This is a genomic window from Cellulomonas humilata (assembly GCF_013359775.1).
Classification (GTDB): Bacteria; Actinomycetota; Actinomycetes; order Actinomycetales; family Cellulomonadaceae; genus Cellulomonas; species Cellulomonas humilata.
The window spans coordinates 533,158-552,006 of the sequence record NZ_JABMCI010000070.1 but is presented as its reverse complement, the minus strand read 5'-3'; the positions used below and the strand labels follow the sequence as shown (position 1 = coordinate 552,006).

The 18,849-nt window shown below is 71.2% G+C and carries 15 protein-coding genes; 6 read left to right on the top strand and 9 right to left on the bottom strand.

Annotation, left to right across the window (positions count from 1 at the left end):
• Window positions 1–31: 31 nt before the first annotated feature.
• Entirely contained in the window at window positions 32–274 is a 243-nt protein-coding gene (gene nrdH / locus HP550_RS19775; protein ID WP_175349357.1) for a glutaredoxin-like protein NrdH, read from the bottom strand.
• Between the two features lie 446 nt (window positions 275–720).
• Here nrdH and HP550_RS19770 point away from each other — a divergent pair, with 446 nt between their 5' ends.
• A complete protein-coding gene (locus tag HP550_RS19770; RefSeq protein ID WP_175349356.1) occupies window positions 721–3,891 on the top strand; it encodes a winged helix-turn-helix domain-containing protein in 3,171 nt (1,056 codons plus the stop codon).
• A gap of 26 nt (window positions 3,892–3,917) precedes the next feature.
• Here the strand turns inward: HP550_RS19770 and HP550_RS19765 are convergent, their stop codons facing one another.
• From HP550_RS19765 to HP550_RS19730, 8 genes are all read right to left on the bottom strand, one after another.
• Entirely contained in the window at window positions 3,918–4,745 is an 828-nt protein-coding gene (locus HP550_RS19765) for an ABC transporter permease (RefSeq protein ID WP_175349355.1), read from the bottom strand.
• A complete protein-coding gene (locus HP550_RS19760) occupies window positions 4,745–5,725 on the bottom strand; it encodes an ATP-binding cassette domain-containing protein (protein WP_175349354.1) in 981 nt (326 codons plus the stop codon). Before HP550_RS19760 ends, HP550_RS19765 begins: the two co-directional genes overlap by 1 nt.
• A 178-nt stretch (window positions 5,726–5,903) precedes the next feature.
• Window positions 5,904–7,082: an aminotransferase class V-fold PLP-dependent enzyme gene (locus HP550_RS19755; RefSeq protein WP_343048286.1), complete on the bottom strand. Its 1,179-nt coding sequence runs from the start codon at window positions 7,080–7,082 to the stop codon at window positions 5,904–5,906.
• A 38-nt stretch (window positions 7,083–7,120) separates the two neighbouring features.
• On the bottom strand, window positions 7,121–7,543 hold the full coding sequence (locus HP550_RS19750; RefSeq protein WP_175349353.1) for a heat shock protein transcriptional repressor HspR: 423 nt from the start codon (window positions 7,541–7,543) through the stop codon (window positions 7,121–7,123).
• Window positions 7,544–7,545: 2 nt separating this feature from the next.
• Window positions 7,546–8,511: a DnaJ C-terminal domain-containing protein gene (locus tag HP550_RS19745; RefSeq protein WP_175349352.1), complete on the bottom strand. Its 966-nt coding sequence runs from the start codon at window positions 8,509–8,511 to the stop codon at window positions 7,546–7,548.
• Between the two features lie 80 nt (window positions 8,512–8,591).
• Window positions 8,592–9,152 carry a nucleotide exchange factor GrpE gene (gene grpE, locus HP550_RS19740; protein WP_343048285.1) on the bottom strand — a complete coding sequence of 187 codons (561 nt, stop codon included), beginning with the start codon at window positions 9,150–9,152 and terminating at the stop codon, window positions 8,592–8,594.
• The gene (gene dnaK / locus HP550_RS19735; protein ID WP_175349351.1) at window positions 9,149–11,014 is read right to left on the bottom strand and encodes a molecular chaperone DnaK; all 1,866 of its coding nucleotides are present in this window, start codon (window positions 11,012–11,014) and stop codon (window positions 9,149–9,151) included. The genes grpE and dnaK overlap by 4 nt, the downstream gene beginning before the upstream one ends.
• A gap of 886 nt (window positions 11,015–11,900) precedes the next feature.
• The gene (locus tag HP550_RS19730; RefSeq protein ID WP_175349350.1) at window positions 11,901–12,284 is read right to left on the bottom strand and encodes a hypothetical protein; all 384 of its coding nucleotides are present in this window, start codon (window positions 12,282–12,284) and stop codon (window positions 11,901–11,903) included.
• A 505-nt stretch (window positions 12,285–12,789) separates the two neighbouring features.
• Between HP550_RS19730 and HP550_RS19725 the strand changes: the two genes are divergently transcribed.
• The 5 genes from HP550_RS19725 to HP550_RS19705 all read left to right on the top strand — a co-directional run bounded on the left by HP550_RS19725 (window position 12,790) and on the right by HP550_RS19705 (window position 18,814).
• Window positions 12,790–13,287: a GNAT family N-acetyltransferase gene (locus HP550_RS19725; protein WP_175349349.1), complete on the top strand. Its 498-nt coding sequence runs from the start codon at window positions 12,790–12,792 to the stop codon at window positions 13,285–13,287.
• A gap of 86 nt (window positions 13,288–13,373) precedes the next feature.
• Window positions 13,374–13,967: a hypothetical protein gene (locus tag HP550_RS19720; RefSeq protein ID WP_175349348.1), complete on the top strand. Its 594-nt coding sequence runs from the start codon at window positions 13,374–13,376 to the stop codon at window positions 13,965–13,967.
• Between the two features lie 57 nt (window positions 13,968–14,024).
• Window positions 14,025–14,606 (top strand): hypothetical protein, encoded by a 582-nt coding sequence (locus HP550_RS19715; protein ID WP_175349347.1) that lies wholly within the window; start codon window positions 14,025–14,027, stop codon window positions 14,604–14,606.
• A gap of 56 nt (window positions 14,607–14,662) precedes the next feature.
• Window positions 14,663–15,400 carry a hypothetical protein gene (locus tag HP550_RS19710; RefSeq protein WP_175349346.1) on the top strand — a complete coding sequence of 246 codons (738 nt, stop codon included), beginning with the start codon at window positions 14,663–14,665 and terminating at the stop codon, window positions 15,398–15,400.
• A 273-nt stretch (window positions 15,401–15,673) separates the two neighbouring features.
• Window positions 15,674–18,814: a polymorphic toxin type 4 domain-containing protein gene (locus tag HP550_RS19705; protein WP_175349345.1), complete on the top strand. Its 3,141-nt coding sequence runs from the start codon at window positions 15,674–15,676 to the stop codon at window positions 18,812–18,814.
• Window positions 18,815–18,849: the final 35 nt, after the last annotated feature.

The following is an 18,849-nucleotide window of genomic DNA, read 5'->3' as shown; positions in this document are numbered from 1 at the left end:
CCGTGGACCAGGCGCCGATCCGGGGAGCTCGTCAGGCGACGGCTGCCAGGCGGTCGGCCAGCGCCTTGATGCGGTCCGGGCGGTAGCCCGACCAGTGCTCGCCGTCAACGATCACGACGGGGGCCTGGAGGTGACCGAGCGACATGACGTAGTCACGCGCGTCGGCGTCCTCGCTGATGTCGACGACCGTGTACTCGGTGTCGAGCTTGTCGAGCGCGCGGTACGTCGCGTTGCACTGCACGCACGCCGGCTTGCTGTAGACCGTGATCGTCATGGTGGGCTCCCCGTGTGGTCTGTCTGCGGCACGCTCCCCCCGGAGCGTTCGCGAAGCTTTTTCCTTGAAGTTGAAGGGCCCGTCTCCGGGCCGGACGAGGTGCTGAGCCTGACGAGAAGGTTCCGCACTGCGTCGTGACTAGACACTACACCTAGGGGTCCGGGACGCAATGGACCACTAGGGGTTGTAGTGACAAGCGTGTCATTCTTCACCCTGTGGAGAAGTTCCAGGCTACCGCCGACCACTGACACGGCCCCCGACCAGCGTCTACGCGGGGCTGTGCACAGGCGTCCACAGGCGCCCCTTCGACGCCCACAGGCCCGTCCACACGGCAGTCCACACCCGGCCCGTCCGATTCGTCCGGAACGCCCGGCACGACACGCCAGAGACGGATTTCCCGACCTGCACCCGACCGCCGCGTGTCGGCCGTGAGGGATGCTGTCCGCGTGCAGATCACGACGCTCGGAGGGCTCGCCATCGACGGCCGGGCCGTCCGAGGCGACCGCCTCGCGGCGCTCGTCGGCGCCCTGCTCGACGCGCGCGGTCGGGGCGTGTCGTCGGTCGCGCTCGTGGAGGTCGTCTGGGCGGGCCTCCCGCCGGAGGACGCGGCCGGCGCCGTGCAGGCCCTCGTGTCGCGCGCGCGGCGTCTCGGGTTCCCGGTCGCGGCCGCGCCGGGTGGCTACCGGCTGCCTGTCGACGGGCTCCAGATCGACGTCGACGACGCCGAGTCCCGTCTGACGCAGGCCCGCGACGCCCTGCGGGCCGGCCATCCCGCGCGCGCACGCGACCTCGCGCGGAGCGCACGCGCTCTCGTCCCCGCCGTCCCGGACCTCGCGGACGCGGCGACCACCCGCCTGCTCGGCGACGTCGTCACCGTCCTGGCCGAGGCCGGGCTCGCGCTCGCCGACGTGGACGGTGTGGCCGACGAGCTGCGCCTGCTCGCCCTTCGCACCCCTCCGGACGAGCCGCTCGTCGCCCTCCTGGTCCGCGTGCTCGCGGCGCAGGGGCGCGACGCCGAGGCGCTCGAGGTGGTCGAGCAGGTCCGCACCGAGCTGGCCGACCGCTACGGCACCGACCCGTCGCCCGTCGTCGCGCAGGCCCATCTCGCGCTGCTGCGGGGCGAGCTGGGCGCGGCCGCACCCCGGGTCGTCACGGCCCTCCCGCCGGCCTGGCGTCGCGCGGCGACCCCGCTGGTCGGCCGCGACACCGACATCGCGCAGGTGGAGTCCGCACTGGAGGCGTCGGCGCTGGTCACCGTCGTGGCCACCGGAGGAGCCGGCAAGACGCGGCTGGCCGGCGAGGTGGCCAGGCGCGCGGTCGCGGCGGGCCGACCGGTGCGCGTGGTCGAGCTGGCCGGTCTGCGCGCCCCTGCCGAGGTGCTGCCCACGGTGCTCGCCGCGATCGGCGGGTCCGACACGACCGCGACGCGCGCCGACCTGCCGACCGAGCGCCGCCTGCTCTCCCCGGAGGACCGCCTCCGGCTCGCGGCGGCGGACCTCGAGGGCCTCCTGGTGCTCGACAACTGCGAGCACGTGCTCGACGCGGCGGCGGTCGTCGTCGGCGACCTGCTGGCCGTCGCCTCCGCGGACGTGGTGGTGCTGGCGACGAGCCGCGCCCCGCTCGGCCTGGTCGGCGAGTCGGTGCACCGCCTGCTGGCGCTCCCCGACGCCGACGCCCTGGAGCTGCTGGAGTCCCGCGCGCGGGCCGGTCGCGCGACGGTCGGCTGGGACCCCGAGCGGGTGCGCGAGCTGTGCCACCGCCTGGACAACCTGCCGCTGGCGCTCGAGCTGGCCGCCGCCCGGCTGCGGGCGATGACGGTGGACGACGTGCTGGACGGGCTCAGCGACCGGTTCGCGCTCCTGGACGACGCCCTGCGCGGGCTGCCGGAACGCCACGCGAGCTTGTGGGCGATGGTGGACTGGAGCCGCGAGCTGCTCGACCCGCCGGACCGGGACCTGTTCCAGCGGCTGGCGGTCATCCCCGCGCCGTTCACCGCCGAGACGGCCGTCGCCGTCGCGGGCGCTCCTGCACCTGCCGTCCGGCGCGGGCTGGCCACCCTGGTCGAGCAGTCGCTGCTGACGCTCGACGAGCAGGACGGCGGTCCGGCGCGCTACCGGATGCTCGAGACCGTCCGCGAGTACGGCGAGGCACGCCTGGATGCCGCCGGGGGGCGCGTCGACGCGATGGCGGGCCTGGTGCGCTGGTCGGCCGCCGAGTGCGTGCGCCTGTCCGCGGGGTTCGTCGGCTCCGGCCAGGTGCGCGCGTTCGACGAGTGCGCCGCCGAGCAGGAGACGTTCCTGGCCGCCCTTCGCTGGGCCGTCGAGCACGACGACCCCGTGGGCGCGGTCGACATCACCGTCGCCCTGTTCCACCTGTGGAGCGTGCGCGGGCTGCACGTCGAGGTCATCGAGTGGGCGCACCGGGTTCTCCTCGCCGACGACCCCGCCGCCCGCCGCGCCTCGCCGATCTACCAGGGCGTCGCGTCAGGCCGACCGCTGCCCGACGCCGACCGGCTGGCCGCGACCTGCCTGTTCTCCTCGGTGAACGCCGGCGTCACCGTGTCCCAGCGGCTGGTGGCGCTCGGCGGGCGGGCGATCCGGCTGCTGACCGCCGAGCGGCCCACCGCGATCTCCCCGCGCATCACCGCCCTCGTCGCCACGATGCCTGCGCTGGTCTGGTCGGACACGTCCGTCACCTACGCGGCCGCGGATCGACTGGCGGACGCGGACGACGGGTTCCTGCAGGGGCTCGGCCTGTTCATGCGGGCGGCGGCGCAGGAGAACGCGGGCGACCCGGAGACGTCCAGCACGGACGCGCGCGCGTCGTACCGGGCGTTCGAGTCGATCGGCGACCACTGGGGCATGGGCATGGCCGCGCAGGGCGTCGGGCGGTGGCAGAGCGCGCGCGGGGAACCGGACGCACAGGAGTGGCTCCTGCGCGGCCTGCGCCACCTCGAGCTCGTCGGGGCGATGCAAGACGTGCGGAGCATCCGGGTCATGCTCGACGTGCAGCGCGCGCTCGACGGGGACGCCGACGCGCTGACGCGGCTGCGCGAGGTGACGACGTCGACGCAGATGGACGACGGCGACGCCGCCCAGGCGCTGCTCGGGCTCGCGCACGTCGCCTGCCGGGCCGGCCGGGCCGAGGAAGCGCTGGACAGCGCGGAGGCCGCGGCGGCGATCGTGGCCTCGATGACCGTGACCGTGCCCCAGGTGCGCATCGCGTTCCGCGTGGCCACCGCCGTCGTGCACCTGCGGGTCGCCGCCATGCAGCCGTCGTCCGCAGCCGCCTCGGCCGCCACGGCCGCCGAGCTCATCACCGCCGCCGCGCCCGAGGCCCGGGTCACCACCGACATGCCGGTGCTGGGATCGTTCGGGCTCGGGGTCGCCGAGCTCGCGGCCCACCGCGGCGACACCGGGCTCGCCCGCGAGCTGTGGGCGGCCGGCATCCGGCTCGGGGCCAACCTCGTGATGATGTTCCAGCTGGAGATCGAGGGACCGCTGGCCGCCGCCCTCGGCGACGACGACGACCGCGAGCGCCTGCTGGCCCCCTGGCGCGAGCGGTCGTCGACGGCTGCCGCCGACCGGATCCGGGAGCTCACCGCCGACCTCGGCTGAGGTGAGCGCCCGGACCCGGTCGCGCGTCAGACCTTGCGGCGGTAGGCCCGCATGGCCAGCGGCAGGAACACCGCGACCAGCCCGACGCACCAGGCGAGGGTCCAGTAGACGCTCTCGCCCATCGGCGTGCCGAGGAACAGTCCGCGCATCGCCTCGACCAGGTGGGTCAGCGGGTTCCACGCGACGAACGTCTGCATCCAGCCGGGCAGCGTGCCGGCCGGGACGAACACGTTCGACGCGAAGCTCAGCGGCATGATGATCAGGAACATGATCCCCTGCACGGCGCCGGAGGTGCGGACCTTCATGCCGACGAACACCGACACCCAGGACAGGGACAGGGCGAACACCACGGCGAGCAGGCAGCCCGCGACGGCGCTGAGCGGGTCGGTGAGGATCCGGAACCCCATCAGGTAGCCGATGCCGAGCGTCATCACCGTGACGATGACGTAGCGGACGACATCCCCGAGCACCGCCCCGATCAGGGGCGCCGACCGTGGGATGGGCAGCGACTTGAACCGGTCGAAGATCCCCTTCTCCAGGTCGGTGTTGAGGTTCACGCCGATGGCGATGGCGCCGGTCGCGATGGTCTGCGCGAGGATGCCCGGCAGCAGGAACTGCAGGTAGGTGTGGGTGTCCCCCGCCACCGCCCCGCCGAAGATGTAGACGAAGATCACCAGGAAGATCGCCGGCTGGAGCGTCACGTCAATGAGCGCCTCGGGCGTCCGCCACGTCTTGATCAGGCTCCGCTTGGCCAGCGACAGCGAGTGCCGGACCAGCGGGAACGGCTTGCGGGTGACGGTGGCGGCCGACGTCGGCATGGCGCGCGGGGTGCGGTGCTCGGTGAGCGTGGTCATCAGGCCACCCCCTTCGTCTCGGTGGTGTCGTCCTCAGAGGCCGTGCGGCCGGTGAGGGAGAAGAACACCTCGTCCAGGCTGGGCAGGTGCAGGGACAGCTCGGTGACACCGATGCCGGCGCTCGCCAGCCGGGACACCGTGGCGGTCAGGGCGGAGTCGTCCTGCACGGGGACCGCGAGGACGCCCTTGCGGATCTCCTCCGGCGCCGACCCGGAGGTCACCTGGCCGAGGATCGTCGCGGCCTCCGCCATGCGGGTCAGGTCCGACGGCCGCACCTCGAGGGTCTGGCCGCCGACGATCCGCTTGAGGCCCTCGGGGGTGTCGTGCGCGATGACCCGACCGTGGTCGATGACCGTGATCTCGTCGGCGAGCGCGTCCGCCTCCTCCAGGTACTGGGTGGTCAGCAGGACGGTCGAGCCGTCGGTGACCAGCGAGCGGACGACGTCCCACATGTCCTCGCGCTTGGCGGGGTCCAGGCCGGTGGTCGGCTCGTCGAGGAAGATGACGTCCGGGCGGCCGACGAGGCTCGCCGCGAGGTCGAGGCGGCGGCGCATGCCACCCGAGTAGGTCTTGGCGGGCCGGTCCGCCGCGGCGGTCAGATCGAACCACTCGAGCAGCTCGGCGGCGCGCGCCCGGGCACCGACCCGGCCGAGGTCCAGCAGCGTGCCGAACAGGACGAGGTTCTGCCGGCCGGAGAGGTCCTCGTCGACCGAGGCGTACTGGCCGGTGAGGCCGATCGACTGGCGGACGCGCTCGGCGTCCTTGACCACGTCGAAGCCGCCGATGCGGGCGTGGCCGGCGTCGGGGACGAGCAGGGTGGACAGGATGCGGACCGCGGTCGTCTTGCCGGCACCGTTGGGGCCGAGCACGCCGAGGACCGTGCCGCGGGCGACGGCGAGGTCGACGCCTTGGAGCGCCTTCGTCTCGCCGAAGTGCTTGACGAGGCCTTCTGCCTCGATCACGAGGTCGGTTGATGTCATGACCCCAGGCTGGCGGCACCCGCTGACAGCCCCCCGACACGCGGCTGACACGGGCCGTGTCGGCGGGACGCCCGAGGAAGTGAGCGCCAGGGCAGCCGGATGCTCGGACGTCCCGGTTCTCCGAGCACAACGTCCGAGGAAGTGAGCGCTGGAGCGACCAGATGCTCGGACGTCCGGGTCAGCGCAGCGCCGTCAGCAGGCGGTCGAGCTCGTCGTCGGACGTGTAGTAGTGCGGGCTCGCGCGGACGACCTCCGTGAGGCCGCGGACGCCGTAGTCGAGCTGGGCCGACGAGATCCGCGTGACGCTGACGTTCACCCCGGCGGCGGCGACGCGTGCGCGGACGTCGTCGGCACGCATCCCGTCGACCGTGAAGGTGACGATGCCGGACCGACGCACGCCCTTGTCGCGGACCGTGACGCCGAGGGTCTGCGCGAGCGCCTCGCGGAGCCGGTCCGCGAGCGCGGTGACCCGTTCCTCGATCGCGGGCAGCCCGATCGCGAGCGCGTAGTCCGCCGCTGCGCCGAGGCCCAGGTTGTCGGCGATCGACCGCTCCCACGTCTCGAACCGCAGCGCGCCGGGGACGACCTCCCACGTCGTCGGCGAGGTCCAGGTGGCTGCGCCCAGGCCGAGGACCGGCGGGACCAGTCGCTCGGTGATCGCGCGGGACGCGTAGAGGAAGCCGGTGCCGCGGGGGCCGCGCAGGAACTTGCGACCGGTGGCGGCGAGCAGGTCGCAGCCGAGGGCCGTGACGTCGACGTCCAGCTGGCCGACCGACTGGCACGCGTCGAGCAGGAACGGGACACCGGCCTTGCGGGTCAGGACACCGACCTCAGCCGCCGGGTTCACGACACCTCCCCCGGTCGGGATGTGCGTCAGGGCGACGAGGGCGACGTCGTCGTCGAGCCGACGCTCGAGCCGGTCCAGGTCGACCTGGCCGTGCTCGTCGTCCTCGATGATCTCGAGGGTGGCGCCGGTGCGCTCGCACGCCTGGAGCAGGCCGATCGCGTTGCTGATGTACTCCGTGCGCGCCGTGAGGATGCGCTGCCCCGTGGCCAGGGGGAGCGACGAGAACGCCACGTTCCAGGCGGCGGTCGCGCTCTGCACCAGGGCGATCTCGTCGGGCTGCGCGTGGACCAGCCGCGCGACCGACCCGTACACCGCCGCGACGCGGTCCTCCGACTCGGCCTCCGCCTCGTACGGACCGATCTCCGCCTCGCGGCGCAGGTGCGCGACCACCGTGTCCGTCACGACGCTCGGGCGCAGGGCGCCGCCGGCGTTGTTCAGATGGGCGACGTGGTCGACGCCGGGCGTGTCGCGGCGAACCTTGTCGAGGTCGATGCCGAGGTCGATCGTCACGGCGCCGAGTGTAGGCAGCAGACCCGCGGGGAGTCAGGTCAGCGGGAGCTGGGACGCCAGAGGACCACTGCGGCGCGGTCCGTCGTCGTCGTCGGGCGGCGGCTGCGGCTTGCCGTGCGGTTGACCGCGACCACGTCACCGCGGGGGTCGGCGGTGAAGATGCGGCGGCCGGGGTCGACGAACGCGCGCAGGTACTCGATCTGGCGTCGCAACCCGTCGAGCTCCGCCTCGAGCTCGAGGATCCGCTTGATGCCCGCCAGGTTCACGCCCTCGTCCTGCGACAGCCGCTGCACCTCGCGCAGGGTGGCGATGTCCCGCAGCGAGTACCGGCGGCCGCGGCCGCTCGCGCGACTGGGGCTGACCAGTCCGAGGCGGTCGTACTGGCGCAGGGTCTGCGGGTGCATGCCGGCCAGCTCGGCGGCGACCGAGATGACGTAGACCTTGGCGTCCTCGCCGGCCATGGCTACTTCTTCGCGGCCGCGAGCAGGTCCGCGCGCACGTCCTCACCGGACGTGGCGATGCCGAACGCCTGGACCGCCTCGCGGGCGGCAGCGTTGAGCCGCTGCGGGACGACGACCTGGACGGTGGTCAGCAGGTCTCCCTTGGTGCCGGGGACGCCCTTGCCCTTGACGCGCAGGACGCGCCCGGACGGGGTGCCCTCCGGCACGCGGACGCGGACGGACGACCCGTCGAGCGTCGGCACCTCGATCGTCGCGCCCAGCGCGGCCTCGTCGAACGCGACCGGGACGGTGATGCGCAGGTTGTCGCCGTCGAGGGAGAAGACGGGGTGCGGGGTGACGCGCACGGTGATGACCAGGTCCCCCGCGGGAGCGCCGCGCTCGCCCGGCCGACCCTTGCCGCGCAGGCGGATCTTCTGGCCGTCGCGGACACCGGCGGGGATGCGGGCGTTCACGGTACGACCCTCGACCACGAGCGAGACGGTCGATCCCTCGACGGCCTGCCGGAACGGGAGGGTGGCACTAGTAGCCAGGTCGGCGCCCTGCTGCGGGCCGGGTGCGAACCCGCCGCCCGCGTTGCCGAACAGCCCACCGAGCAGGTCCTCGAACCCGGCGGTACCCCCGGGGGCGTTGGAGTACCGGACGCGACCGCCGCCCTGCTGGCCCCCGAACATGCCGCCGAAGACGTCCTCGAACCCGGCGCCGCCGCGGCCGCCTGACGTGAAGCGCGGGCCGCCCGCCATGGCGCGCAGCTGGTCGTACTGGCCGCGCTGCTCGGTGTCGGACAGGACCGCGTAGGCCTCGCCGACGTCCTTGAACCGGGCCTCGGCCTTGGCGTCGCCCGGGTTGTGGTCCGGGTGCATCTGGCGCGCGAGCTTGCGGTACGCCTTCTTGATGGTGGCGGCGTCGGCGTCCTTGGGCACGCCGAGGACGGAGTAGAAGTCCTTCTCGAGCCAGTCCTGTCCGGTCACGCCGCCTCCTTCCTCGATCTTCGTCGCGTCCGGGCAGATGCAGGTTCTGGCCTGCACCTGCCCGGACGCTACTGGGGTTTCTACGCCTCGGGGTCCACGACTGCGACGCGGGCCGCCCGGATGATCCGGTCGGCGGTGCGGTACCCCGGCTGGAGCACCATCTGCACGGTCGACTCCGAGACGTCCGGGGCGTGCGAGTGCATGAGCGCCTCGTGGATCACGGGGTCGAACGGCTCGCCGACCGCGCCGTAGCGGACCACCCCGAAGCGACCGAGAGTCGCGTCGAGCTTCTCCGCGATGGGCAGGAACGGTCCGGTGAGGTCGCCGTGCTGACGGGCCAGCTCGATGTCGTCGAGCACCGGGATCAGCGCCTCGACGATCTCGTGCACCCCGCGGTCGTGGGCGGCGAGGGCGTCGGCCTTCGACCGCTTCACGAACCCGGAGTACTGCTGCTCGAGGTTGTAGTAGGCCGCCTTGGAGCGCTGGAGCTCGTCCAGACGCTCCGCCGCGAGCTTCTCCGCCTCGACCAGACCCTCGAGGACGACCTCCTCCTCGGCCGAGGCCGCGATGGACTCGGCGTCGGCCAGGATCTGCTCCTCGGGCGTCAGGTCACCGCCCGCGTCCTCGGTCCCGGACGTCACTTCGACGCCGCCTCGTCCTCGTCGTCGACGATCTCGGCGTCCACGACGTCCTCGTCGGACGACGCGTCAGCCGTCGGCTGCTCGTCGGCCGGCACGGATCCCGCCATGTTCTCGGCGGAGTAGATCGCCTCGCCGATCTTCTGGCTGGCCGCGAGCAGGGCCGAGTGCTTGGCCTTGACCGCGTCGACGTCGGTGCCCGCGAGCGCCGTCTTGAGCTCGCCGACCGCGGCCTGGACCTCGGTCTTGACGTCGTCGGGCAGCTTGTCCGCGTTGTCGACCAGCAGCTTCTCGGTCGAGTAGACCAGCTGCTCGGCGGAGTTGCGGGTCTCGGCCTCCTCGCGACGCGCCTTGTCCTCGGCGGCGTGCTCCTCGGCCTCGCGCACCATGCGCTCGATGTCCTCCTTGGGGAGGGCCGAGCCGCCGGTGATCGTCATCGACTGCTCCTTGTTGGTGCCGCGGTCCTTGGCGGACACGTGCACGATGCCGTTGGCGTCGATGTCGAACGTGACCTCGATCTGCGGCACACCACGCGGAGCCGGCGCGATGCCGGTGAGCTCGAACGTCCCGAGCGGCTTGTTGTCCCGCGCGAACTCACGCTCGCCCTGGAACACCTGGATCAGCACGGACGGCTGGTTGTCCTCGGCCGTCGAGAAGATCTCCGAGCGCTTGGTCGGGATGGCCGTGTTGCGCTCGATGAGCTTGGTCATCACGCCGCCCTTGGTCTCGATGCCGAGGCTCAGCGGGGTGACGTCGATGAGCAGGACGTCCTTGCGGTCGCCCTTCATGACGCCGGCCTGCAGAGCGGCACCGACGGCGACGACCTCGTCCGGGTTGACGCCCTTGTTGGGCTCCTTGCCGCCCGTGAGCTCCTTGACGACCTCGCTGACGGCCGGCATACGCGTCGAGCCGCCGACGAGCACGATGTGGTCGATCGCGGACAGCTGGATGCCGGCGTCACGGATGACGGACCGGAACGGCTCCTTGGTGCGGTCGAGCAGGTCCTGCGTCATCTGCTGGAACTGCGCGCGCGTGAGCTTGGTGTCCAGGTGGACCGGGCCGTTCTCGCTCATCGAGAGGTACTGGAGCGAGATGTTGGTGCTCGTCGCGGACGAGAGCTCCTTCTTGGCCTGCTCGGCCGCCTCGCGCAGACGCTGCACGGCGATCTTGTCCTTGGCCAGGTCGACGCCCGTGGAGTTCTTCACCTCGGAGACCAGGAAGTCGACGATCCGGTTGTCCCAGTCGTCGCCGCCCAGCCGGTTGTCGCCGGAGGTCGCGCGCACCTCGATCGTCGAGAAGCCGTCGTCGTCCTTGCCCACCTCGAGGAGGGACACGTCGAACGTGCCGCCACCGAGGTCGAAGACGAGGATGAGCTCGTCCTCCTTGCCGCGCTCCAGGCCGTAGGCCAGGGCAGCAGCGGTGGGCTCGTTGATGATGCGCAGGACGTTGAGGCCCGCGATGGCGCCGGCGTCCTTGGTGGCCTGGCGCTCGGCGTCGTTGAAGTACGCCGGGACGGTGATGACCGCATCGGTGACGGGCTCGCCCAGGTAGGCCTCCGCGTCACGCTTGAGCTTGGAGAGCACCCGCGCGCTGATCTCCTGCGCGGTGTACTTCTTGTCGTCGATCGCCTGCGACCAGTCCGTGCCCATGTGGCGCTTGACCGACGAGATCGTGCGGTCGACGTTGGTGACGGCCTGGCGCTTGGCGATCTCGCCGACCAGCACCTCACCCGTCTTGGAGAACGCGACCACCGACGGCGTCGTGCGCGACCCCTCGGCGTTGGCGATGACCGTGGGCTCGCCGCCCTCGAGGACTGCGACCACCGAGTTGGTGGTGCCGAGGTCGATGCCGACTGCTCGTGCCATGTGTGTGCCTTCTTTCGTGTCGTGCGGGGTTCATGTGGCCCGTGGAGGACCGCTCTTGAGTCCGGCTGGCTCAAGTCTGCGTCGGCATCGCGCCATGCGCAAACTCGAGAGGGTCGAACTTGAGTCTGTTGGGCTCAACCTTGACGGACCGCGAGACATTCCCTCGCCGTCGGCACACGGACGTCCCGGCTGTGGGATCTCATATGAGTTGGCCAAATCTCATCTAGTTGGCCACGGCGTGTCACGAATCTCACCTACCTGGCCACGCGTGGGGAGCTCCGGTACGAGTCCCGCCCTCCTACGCTGGCCAGCGCAACTATCCGAGGCTCTTCTGGTCGGCGACCAACCGCGACCATGTCGTCTACGAGAGCCGACTCGAGCTGGATTGGCTCTGGCTCGCGGACTTCGACCCGACGATCGCGCGCCTGGCCGCGCAACCGCTCAGGATCGTCGGGCGCGAAGGACCACGCGAGCGGGTTCGGTATCCCGACTTCTAGCGGTCGATGGCGACGGTCAAGGGCTGGTCGTCGACGTCAAGCCGGCGGCGATGCTCGCCGAGACTGCCGTGCAGGCATCTCTGGCATGGACTTCGCGAACCATGAGTGACGCTGGGATCGCTTACGAGGTGTGGTCTGGCGCGCCTGCGGTGCTCCTGCGCAATGTCCGGCTCTTGGCCTCTGCCAGACGACCGGGCCTCGTTCCGGAAGATGCGATCCGTGCTGCTACCGAGTGTTGCCCGATCACAGGGACCTCCATCGGTGAACTCGAGGCCCGGCTCGCCGCAACGACATCCGCTTCTCCTCGCGCCGCAAAATAGGTTCACCTGAACGCAGCGGGCCCCCGCTCCCTCAGAAGGGGCGGGGGCCACTGACTTGCGCAGGAAGGATCAGAAGTACCTAACGCACGACTTGGTATACGAGGTGACGTCCCCCGTGGAGGCCCACTTGATCCAGTACATGTCCTGCATGCCCTCGTTCATGGTGTGCCACCCGTTCGTCTTGAACTCCCGGTAGTTGCCCCCGGACGCCGCCTGTGCCGAGTTGCCCCACCCGACCTTCGGCCCGTCGCTACCGGTGGCGCCAATCACGTAGAACTTCAACTGCACCACATAGCCCTGATTACAGTACGAGTGGACCACGTTCCAGCGATTACTGCCGAGGGCGTTGGCGGGCGCTACGGAGCCCGGGCCGAACTGGAAGAGCCCGACGAGCAGAGCCGCGACGGCGGCGAATCGAAGAGCTCGGGTCTTGGTACCTGCTATCGCTGTCATCCGGGCACCGTAGACCATGACAAAGGCCCTAGGGGCAGGTTCGACGGGTCGTCGGAGTGGAACCGGCCCGTCTTCAGGTCGAGGTACCCCAGCGCCGTCCCGCCGGGCGTCTCCGCATACAGCCGCTCGTGCCCGTACCAGGCCCACCGCCGCACGATCCAACCCTGCCCCCTGACCGTCAAGGCGGGCCACCTGATGCCGCCATGTGCAGCAGATCGGCAGAAGTCGCCAGCACCTGAACCACCGCCGGGAGCCGACACACGAGCGCTGCTGGGCAGGCAACGCCCGCGGGTGGAGATGACCGAGGCCGAGCTCGGTGTCTCGCTTCTCTGACGTCGAGCGTGCAACCTGGGCGGCGGGCACGTGGTCAATGTAGGGACGGTCGGGGGTCTCCGAGGCCGATTCCCTCCTCGCAGGACTCCTCCTCAGTCCCGCGTACGTGGCGAACGCACGGCCCACGCCAGGGGTTTTTTATGGAGGGGTTGCTCGTCTAGCGTCGCTGGGCATGGAACCCGTCGAGGTGATCACGGTCAGGCACCCGGTCGACGGTGCACTGGTGCCCGGGTTGGTCGCGTCGCTGGACGGGCTGTGGGCGCACGACTCGCGTCGGTTCGACCCCGTGGTCGCCCGGGACTGGCCGGAGACCGACGGTGCGGGGTATGTGGAGGCGGTTGCCGGCGACCCGGACGCGGTGCTGCTCGCGCTGCGCATCGACGGCGAGGTGCAGGGCCACCTGGTCGGACGGTTCGCTCGCGCGGACAGCTTCCGCCGCGTACCCGTCGCCGTCCTCGAGAGCATGCAGGTGTCGCAGTCGCGCCGCGGGGCCGGCCGCGGCTCGGCGCTGGTCGAGGTGTTCGTCGAATGGGCGCGAGGTCGTGGCGCCCAGGTGCTGTCCGTGACCGCCGCAGCGGCCAACGACGGCGCCCGACGCTTCTACGCGGCCCACGGCTTCACCGAGCAGTCGGTGACCCACCGTCGGTGGCTGGCCCCGCCGCCGGGCTAGCGACGACGCCCTCGTCCAGGGCCTTGGGTGACGGGTTCCTACGCACGCCCTCAAGGCGGACGTCGAGGACGTCGATCACTGCGTGCATGGAACGTCTGTTCGGTGTGTTCGACGACGAGGAGTCCCTCTACGACATCGGTCGCGTGCCAGCGCGCGGCGACGAGCCCGACGTCCAGCTCGGGTTCAGCGACGTCGCGGCAGGCCCGTACGAGGCACTCGTGCACGGCACCGTCGACGTCCTGGCCGCGATGCCCGGTGTCATCGACGTCTGGCAGGAGGACCGCGAGGTGGTGCTGGTCCGGGCGCCCGGCGTCGCGACGGCCGCGCTCGCCGAGGTCGTGGACCGGTACTGGCTGCACTCGCTGCCTCGGACGAGCCCCGATCCGTCGTACGGCGAGGTCCGTCCGCCCGACGTGTCTCGCGCCTGGAGCCCGCCACCGCTCCCCGCGGGCGACCACGTGCCCGTCCAGCGCGGGCCATCGTTCGCCGACGTCGTCCGGCTGCCGCCGTCGCGCCGCAGGATGTGGACCTACCTGGTGTGCGGAGCGGTGGCGACCGCGGGCGGTCTGATCCTCACGGTGTCGGGAGAAGGCTCCGGCACGGTGCCGCTGGTCCTCGGGGTCGTCAACCTCGCGGTCGGTCTGGGGATCGTGAGGCAACGGCGAGTTCGTGCGGACTGAGGCGCACGCCGGGTCGTCGACCGCTAGACCCCCGCGCCGGCCCGCAAGGAGGGCTCGATGATCCGCGCGGACAGCACGCTGCTCGACCTGCACGCACGCGCGGTCGAGGCTGCGACCGCCGTGCTCACGCGGTACTGGCCAGAGGGCACGGTGCCGCTGGACGTCGATGTCCTGGCGGCACGGATGGGGATCGAGGTCGTCGTCGGCCGACCCGAGGGCGGCGCCGCGGTGTCGGCCGTCCGCGACGAGCACGGCGCGCGGGTGGTGCTCGCCGCGACGCTTCATCCGTCCGTGCGGTCAGCCCTCCTCGCCCGGGCGATCGGCCATCTGAGCAGGGCGGGAACGCCCTCGGCGTCGGACGCCGTGGGCGACGAGTTCACCAAGAGCTTCGTGTCCGCGCTCCGCATCCCGGAGACCGCGCTCGAGACGCTCCAGCGGGACAAGGTGTCCTGGCCCGAGATCGACGACCGCCTCGGTGTCCCCCGGAACGCGGCGCAGGACCAGCAGCGCCTCTACTGGGCACTGTGGCGGCGGCGCATCAGGCGAGCTTCGAGGCGGAGATCCGCGCCATGGAAGCGTCCACCGGTACCTGGCGGCCCCTCCCCCAGGACCCGCTCACAGGGACGCTCCGAGGCCTGAAGCGAGACGTGCGCACACGCCTGTGGGGACGGGCGACCTTCAGCGAGCCCTCGACCGTGAGCCAGAGTGGGCTCTTCGGCCGCGACCACCGCGGCGCTGATCGTGACGGCATCCTGGTCACCCCGACGGCGGTCGGCGCGGTGCCGTTCTGGTGGTCGCAGACCGCCGACGAGATCAGCCTCGGGGTCGGGGAGTCCACACGGTGGGTCGTGGCGCGGGACGACCGGGGCGTCGTTCTCGTGCACCAGCTGGTCGACGCAGTCGTCTTCGGACGTGTCGAGATCGGCCGAGGCGTTCACGGTGTGACCCACCGCGTATCGCTCGCGGACGGCACCGTCCTCGAGGACCGGTCCGACTCCGTGGACGGCTCGACCGAGTGGACGTGGGCGCCTGCGTACATCCAGCGCCGCGATCTCCTCCAGCAGGTCGACAACGCCATGACGCGCCTCGTCGGCCGAGCCGGCAGCGGGGACCCGTGGGGTCGGTCCGTGCGGGTCGACGCCGAGCTGAGCGCCGGTATCGAGGCGTATGTCAACCGCCTGTCGGGGCCGTTGAGCGGGATGTCCGACCTGGAGGGGGTCGCCGCCGTGGCCGTGCACCGGTCCCCCGAACAGCTCCTCGCGGAAGTCAGGTCGGTGATCCACGAGATGAACCGTGTGCCCCTGGCCGAAGCAGGCGGGGACCTCGGCACGGAGGTCCGCCTGATCAGCGTCCACATGACCGTTCGACACCCAGAGATCTCCCGCCCGGCACTCGGTGCACTGCTCTCCCGATGGGCCTGGGCGAACCGCTGAGGCGCAACCCGCTGCGTCTGCTGGGTCCAGGTCGACGAGCTCGCGAGCCTGGCAGCAGCGCCACGGCCCTGACTCGGCGGCGTCGTCAGTGGCGGTGCCCGATCGGGCACCGGTGTCGGCACGGCCTGTCGCCGCAACGGCCTTCCGAGCACGCCGTTCGCGGGCCAGGCTGGCTCCCCAGCAGGTCACGTCGAGGCACGGGACGAGGGCAGACCATGACGGACGGATCGGATCGTCACGGTCTGGCGTGCCAGTGCGTGCACGGGTGACGTGATGCCGTCGCTGCGTGCGATCCCGCCGACCCCCGACCGGCGGCCGGCGCCGCGCCGCGACACCCGCTCGGCGGGCACACCCGCGCCCGCCGGATCGGCGGCCGTGCTCGCTCTCCAGCGTCAGGCCGGCAACCGCGCGACGACCAGGATGCTGGTGCCGCAGGTGCAGCGTGACAACGGAAAGGGGCCCACGCCCGGCGGCGGGGGAGGCACGGTGGCCGAAGCCCCCGCCGCTCGACCCGACTTCCGGTTGAGCGTGCCGGTCGACCGGACCATGGATGCGCGCGAGTTCCTGATCCTGTTCGCCATGCACTACGAGGGCAACAACATCGCCACCCGCGACGACGCCGAGGCAGCGTTGGCCGCAGGCACCATCTACTGGGTTGACGACGCAGGTAACCCGATCCCGGTGCACGAGGGTCCGGAGGTCACCGAGGCCGACGTCGCGAAGAAGTACAAGCTCGCCACCGTCTGGGCCAAGGGACTCGACGCGATGTCGACGGACGAGCTCGACCAGCTGCGGACGGACTTCTATGCCCTCGGGAACAGCAGCGAGGCTGGGATCAACGAGCAGACCAACACGTACTTCTGGGAGCAGACCGGGTACAAGGTCGGCAAGAAGCTGGACCCGAAGAACGATCCCGACGACAGGGTCATGGCCAAGGACTGGCTGCGCTTCCGGGCACACCTGACGAGCGCCCGAGCGCAGTACATGCAGCAGCCCGCGGACCTGCGCCGTCAGCTGTACGAGCTGGTCTCGCCCGAAGCCCGGGAGTTCCTCTTCCGCAAGGACGGGAAGGGCACCCTGGAGCCGAAGGACTTCCTCACCGCGCTGCGCGTCGCCGACAAGATCGCCGGCCTCACCGCCTCCGAGCGCGCCGAGTACCTGGCCCGCGTGACCGGGACGACGGACAACTGGGACAGCTTCGAGCTGGCGATCGACCTGTACGTCGGCGAGCGCGAGGAGCGGGGCGAGGCCGGTGAGCAGCGGGAGGACGCGAAGACGCAGCTGTTCGGCGCCGACGACCTGTACAGCGCGTATCACAACTACCTCGCCCTGCGGAGCGCCGCACTCAAGAGCCCGGACGACAACCTGGCGCTCGAGCTGGAGGTCACCGAGGCCTACCAGAGGCTGGACGTCCTCATGAAGCAGCACGGCTTCTCGAAGCTCAGTGAGGTGGAGGCCTGGTTCGATCCGCGCGTCGCGGCGTTCGAGGATGCCTTCGAGAAGGAAGCGCTCTTCGTCGCCCGGGAGATGCTCGGCCGCTACCTGCACGTGCTGTACGTCGAGCGGGAACGGATCCTGGTACCGGCGAACCTGGACGTCTTCTACGGACGGCTCAAGGCCGCCGGCGAGGACCTCGAGCCCCTTGCCGAGGAGTACCCGCTGCTCCGGGACGAGGACCTGCGCGACGACCTGGCCGGGGTGCTCACCAAGTCGAGAGCGCTCTCGATGCTCCTGGAGCACTCCGCGCAGCGCGAGAAGGACATCGCCGAGACCCGGGACACCCTCCAGGAGGATCCCGACCTGGTCTACGGCTTCGACGCTCTGCGGGAGAACGCGATGGTCGCCCAGGGGGTGGACCGTGGGTCGATCTACCACCAGATCGTGCTTCGCAAGAAGGAGGACATCGAGTCCAGCGGTCTGGTGAAGAGCATCATGCTCGCGGTCATCGCGATCGCGGCCGGGCTGCTGACCGGCGGAGGAGGGGCCGTCGCCGTCCTGGGCGCGGCGACGGCGGCCGGGATCGGTGCGTTCGAAGCGCTCCAGGAGTACCGCCGCTACGAGGTCATGCATGCGGCGCACGGTGCCGGGCTCGTGTCCGACGACCCCTCGATCGCGTGGGTGATCGTGGCCGCCGTCGGCGCAGGGCTGGACCTGGCATCGGTGGGAAAGGCGGCCCGAGCGCTCCTGCCGGCGATCCGCGGGACGGACGGCTTCACGGCGACCGGCAACGTCGTCGCCTTCACCACGAAGTACGACGCCATCGTGGCCGCGACGGCCGACCCCGCCGTCGTCAAGACGCTGGCCGATGCCCGCGCCAGCATCGTGAAGGCGGCGATGGCCCGCGCTCAGGAGCAGCGAGCCTGGGCGGACATCCTGATCCCGGCGTCCCGGCTCAACGATGTCCTGTCGGCGGCCGGGGAGTCCTTCGCGCGGCTGGTGTACGCGGTCTACACCTCGCTCAACGTCCACGGCCGCAACCTCGCGAAGTTCCTGGCGACCACCCAGGCCAAGCAGCTGCTGGGCGACCTGGCCACGAACCCCGCGGCGAGCCCGGAGAGCCTGAAGGCCCTGCGCGAGGGTTTCCTCGCCGCCCTTGCCGCCCAGGAGCGCGTGGTCGCTCACGCGCGCACGCTTGGTCTGCGCGACTTCGAGATCGAGAACTGGTTCCGCGTCTGGGGCGAGAACCCGCACTATCCCGTCGAGAAGGTCATCACGGAGATGTCGGAGTACGCCGCGCCGGCGGCGAAGGGGGCGAGCAAGTTCCGCTACGCGACCGACCTGATGACCGATGCGAACAGCCGGAAGGTGCTCTCGGAGTACGACCTGCGGATCGCCGGCCGGGGCGGCATCTCCAAGATCAGCGCGAGCACGGCCGGGCCCGGGGAGAAAGCGGTGACGATCGAGGGACGCGTCCTGCCGAGCATCGAGAACCGCAACGTCAACGCTCCCAACTTCAACAAGACGTCCGAGAAGTCGGGCAGCCTCTTCACGGCCAAGGAGCTGGGGTTGAAGGCCTCGGACTGGGAGTGGGCACACCTCTGGGGACCGGGCTTCGGCGACGAGGCAGCGGCAGGGCTCATGCTGGCGCCCCGCCAGGTGAACCAGTTCGCTCAGAACAGAGGTGTCGAGGGCTACATCAGAGACCTGGCCAAGCGGGTGCGGGCCGAGGGGGGCGAGGTCCACGTCCGGGCGACCGCGACGTCGTGGGGAAACCCGACCCCCAGCGGATGGGTGCCGCCCAAAGGCGTCGACTTCCTGCAGACCGCTGAGTACCGGGTCACCATCACCCGGCCTGGCCAGGACCCGCTGGAGGCCTTGGTGAAGATCGACGTCGACGAACCACCGTTCGCAGGTGCGAAGGTGGCAGTGACGTCGGATGACGCCGACGAGCTGCTGGCCCTGACCGGGACCTAGCGCCGGGCGTCGTCAGTCGGTGCACGTGCACCTAC